Origin of the sequence: Streptomyces sp. NPDC046261 (assembly GCF_040646235.1) — a bacterium.
Taxonomy (GTDB): domain Bacteria; phylum Actinomycetota; class Actinomycetes; order Streptomycetales; family Streptomycetaceae; genus Streptomyces.
Genome location: NZ_JBEYZU010000047.1, coordinates 1 through 4447, shown reverse-complemented (window position 1 = coordinate 4447; position 4447 = coordinate 1). Strand labels below are relative to the sequence as shown.

General features: G+C 70.4%; 1 protein-coding gene. It reads left to right on the top strand.

Going from position 1 to position 4447, the window contains the following annotated elements; genetic code table 11:
- Positions 1-12 precede the first annotated feature (12 nt).
- Positions 13-4447 (top strand): SDR family NAD(P)-dependent oxidoreductase (locus ABZ956_RS30405; RefSeq protein ID WP_361900717.1); only part of this gene is annotated, 4435 nt, incomplete at its 3' end.

Below are 4447 nucleotides of genomic sequence, written 5' to 3'. Positions count from 1 at the left end.
GAGATTCCGCTGGTGTCGAACGTGACGGGCGAGCTGGCGACGGCGGACTTGGTGTGCAGCCCTGATTACTGGGTGCGGCATGTCCGTGAGGCCGTCCGTTTCGCCGATGGTGTGACGGCGCTCGCCGAAGCGGGAGCGTCGGCGTTCCTGGAGTTGGGTCCGGATGGCGTGCTCGCTGCCATGGCTCAGCAGAGCCTGGACGGCGACAACGACGACCTTGTCGTCGTCCCCGCCCTGCGCAAGGACCGTCCCGAAGAGACCGCCCTGTTCACCGCCCTGGCCCGGCTGCACGTAGCCGGGGTCGGCATCGACTGGGCCGCCTGCTTTGCCGGTACGGGCGCCCGTCGGGTGGATGTGCCGACGTACGCCTTCCAGCACGAGCGGTACTGGCCCACGTTGACGGCCGACCTCGGCGACGTGACCGCCGCGGGTCTCCTGCCGGCCGAGCACCCGCTGCTGGGTGCGGCCATCACGCCGGCCGGTTCGGACGGTGTGCTGTTCACGGGCCGGCTGTCGCTGAAGACGCATGCCTGGCTGAAGGACCACACGGTGGGCGGTGCCGTCGTGCTTCCTGCGGCGGCTTTCCTGGAACTCGCCATCCGGGCCGGCGACCAGGTCGGATGCGGCCGGGTCGAGGAACTCACCCTGGGTGCGCCTCTGGTGCTCACCGAAGAGGGCGCCGCGCTGGTGCAGGTGTGGGTGGACGCCCCCGACGAGTCGGGCGCCCGCAAGGTGAGCCTGTACTCGCAGGTGGCAGATGCCACCGACCAGGCGTGGACCGAACACGCCACAGGCGTTCTCTCGGCGGGTGAGCGGATCACGACCTTCGACGGAACGGCCTGGCCGCCGCAGGGCGCGACGGCTGTGGATCTGCGGGATTTCTACGACCGCCTCGCGTACGGGCCGGCCCTGCGGGGCCTGCGTTCGGTGTGGACCCGTGGCGACGAGACGTTCGCCGAGGTCGCACTACCGGGTGAGGTGTCCGGCGACGCCGGCCGGTACGGACTCCACCCGGCCCTGCTGACAGCAGCGGTACAGGCCGCGACCGGATTCGCCGGAGTGGGGGGCGGTGAGCAGGAGAGCGAGCTGCTGCCGTCCGCCTGGAACGGCGTCTCGCTGCACGCCGGCGGTGCGGCCATGGCGCGGGTGCGTATCACCAGGACCGGCGACGACTCGGTGTCGATCGCGGCGATCGACGGCGCCGGTGCCCCCGTGCTGTCGGTGGACTCGCTGGTGCTGCGTGCCCCGTCCGCGCCGCTGGGCGCGGCGGGCGGCGACGACCGGCACGGTTCCCTGTTGCGGCTGGAGTGGATTCCGGCTCCGCAGGTACAGGCGACCGAAGGGCTCCGGTATGCGGCGCTCGGCACCTACGACTTCGGCCCGGACATCGCTACGGTCCGCTCCCTCTCCGAGCTCGGCGGCGACGAAACACAGCCCGTTCCGGACCTGGTGCTGGTCCCGGTCGCGGCCCGGGACCAGGGTGAGGGCGACGAGGTGCCGGGGGCGGTGCACGACGTCACCGCGCGGGTGCTGGGTCTGGTCCAGGAATGGCTTGCCGAGGAGCGGTTCACGGCGTCCCGGCTCGTATTCGTCACCCGTAATGCCGCGTGCGCTGATGAGGGCGATGCGGTGCAGGACCTGGCGGCCGGCGCTGCTTGGGGCCTGCTGCGTGCGGCCCAGTCGGAGAACCCCGACCGGTTCGTCCTCGTCGATGTCGAGGGACACGACGCCCCGGCTGCGGCGGCGGGCATCCTGCCGGTTCTGCCGGTTCTGCCGGGGTTGTTGACCACGGGCGATGCCCAGTTCGTGGTGCGCGGGGGAGAGGTCCGGGTCGGACGGCTGGCCCGTCTCACGACCGGAGCCGTGTCGACCCGGGCGTGGAAGACCGACGGCACGGTGCTGATCACTGGTGGTACCGGTGGTCTGGGCGGTGAGCTTGCGCGGCATTTGGTGGCCGAGCGTGGCGTGAAGCGCCTGTTGTTGGTGAGTCGGCGTGGGGTGGATGCGCCGGGTGCGGTGGAGTTGCGGGCTGAGCTGACTGCTCAGGGTGCCGATGTGTCGGTTGTGGCGTGTGATGTGGCTGATGCGGGTGCTGTCGCGGATCTGCTGGCGGGGGTTCCGTCGGAGTATCCGCTGACCGCTGTGATTCACACGGCGGGTGTGCTGGATGACGGCGTGGTGACGTCGTTGTCGCCGGAGCGTTTGTCGGCTGTGCTGCGGCCGAAGGTGGACGCGGCGTGGAACCTGCACCAGGCGACGCAGGATCTCGACCTCGCGGCGTTCATCATGTACTCCTCCATCTCAGGTGTGATGGGCAGCGCCGGTCAGGGCAATTACGCCGCCGGCAATGTCTTCCTCGATGTCCTCGCCCAGCACCGCGCCGCGCAGGGCTTGCCCGCGCAGTCCCTGGCGTGGGGCGCGTGGGCGCAGGGAAGCGGCATGACGGGCACGTTGTCCGAGGCGGACATGCGGCGCATCGCCGCGTCCGGCGTGCCCCCGCTGTCGGTGGAGCAGGGCCTGGCGCTGTTCGACGCCGCCACGGCGTCCGACGAGGCGTACGTCGTGCCCATCGGCCCGGCCCGCGGCACGGCGCGCATGCGCGGTGAGGTGCCGGCAGTGCTGCGGGGCCTGATCAAGGGCGCCCGCCGCGCAGCCGCGACGGCTGCCGGAGGTGCCGGTACGGCGGCGACGCTCGCACGGCAGCTCCTGGCGATGGGCGAAGAGGAGCGCGACCGGTTCGCGGCGGACCTCGTACGAGCCGAGGCCGCCGCCGTCCTCGGACACCCCTCGGCGAAGGCGATCGACGCTGGCCGGGAATTCCGGGAACTGGGCTTTGACTCGCTCACCGCTCTGGAATTGCGCAACCGCCTGACCACCGCCACCGGCCTGAGGCTCCCCGCAACCCTCATCTTCGACTACCCCACCCCCATCGCCCTCGCCCGGCACCTCATCGGAGAGCTGGTGGACGAGCACGCGGATGCGGACACGGCCGCCGCTGTGGCCGTCCCCGGATTCGCCGACGAGCCGATCGCCATTGTCGGCATGGCCTGCCGGATGCCCGGTGGGGTGCGTTCTCCGGAAGACCTCTGGCAGCTGCTGCTGGAGGGCCAGGACGCGATCGGCGGCTTTCCCACGGACCGGGGCTGGGACCTGGACGTGCTGTTCGGCAACAGCCCGGAAGGCCGAGGCGTCAGCGCTACACGCAGCGGTGGATTCCTCCAGGGTGTCGGGGAATTCGACGCCGGATTCTTCGGGATCTCGCCGCGCGAAGCACTGGCGATGGACCCCCAGCAACGACTGCTGCTGGAAACCACCTGGGAAGCGATCGAACGCGCGGCAATCGACCCAGCCGCTCTGCGAGGTAGCAGCACCGGTGTCTTCGTCGGTACCACCGGCCAGGACTACGCCACGCTCGTGATGAATTCGCGGGAAGACGTCGAGGGCCACGCCAGTACCGGCCTCGCCAACAGCGTGATCTCCGGCCGCCTTTCCTACACCTTCGGCTTCGAAGGCCCGGCGGTCACGGTCGACACCGCCTGCTCCTCCTCCCTTGTGGCGCTGCACCTCGCCTCGCAGTCGCTGCGCAACGGCGAAACCTCGCTGGCCCTGGCCGGCGGCGTGACGGTCCTGTCCACGCCCATGAGCTTCGCGGGCTTCAGCCGCCAGGGCGGACTGGCCACGGACGGACGGTGCAAGGCCTTCGCCGACGCCGCCGACGGCACGGGCTGGTCCGAGGGCGTGGGTGTGCTGGTGCTTGAGCGGTTGTCGGATGCGCGGCGTCATGGGCATCAGGTGTTGGCTGTGGTGCGTGGTTCGGCGGTGAATCAGGATGGTGCGTCGAATGGTTTGACGGCGCCGAATGGTCCGTCGCAGCAGCGGGTGATTCGTCAGGCGTTGGCGAGTGGTGGGTTGTCTGCTGCGGATGTCGATGTGGTGGAGGCGCACGGTACGGGTACGACGTTGGGTGACCCGATCGAGGCGCAGGCGTTGCTGGCGACGTATGGGCAGGATCGGCCGGAGGGTCGGCCGTTGTGGCTGGGTTCGGTGAAGTCGAATCTTGGTCATACGCAGGCTGCGGCTGGTGTTGCCGGTGTGATCAAGATGGTCATGGCGATGCGGCAGGGTGTCTTGCCGAAGACGCTGCACGTCGATGCCCCGTCCTCGCACGTCGACTGGTCGGCCGGCGCAGTAGAGCTTCTGACCGATCACACGCCGTGGCCCGAGGTGGACCGGCCGTGGCGCGCCGGCGTGTCGTCGTTCGGGCTGAGCGGAACGAACGCGCATGTGGTGGTGGAGCAGGCCGGTCCGGCCGATGCCCCTGCTGAGCAGCCCGCAGTGCCGATGTCCCCGCAGCCGGCCGTGGTGCCGTGGCTGGTGTCGGCCAAGACCGAGGACGCGCTGGCCGAGCAGCTGGAGCGGGTCTCGGGTTTGGAGGGGCTGTCCCCGG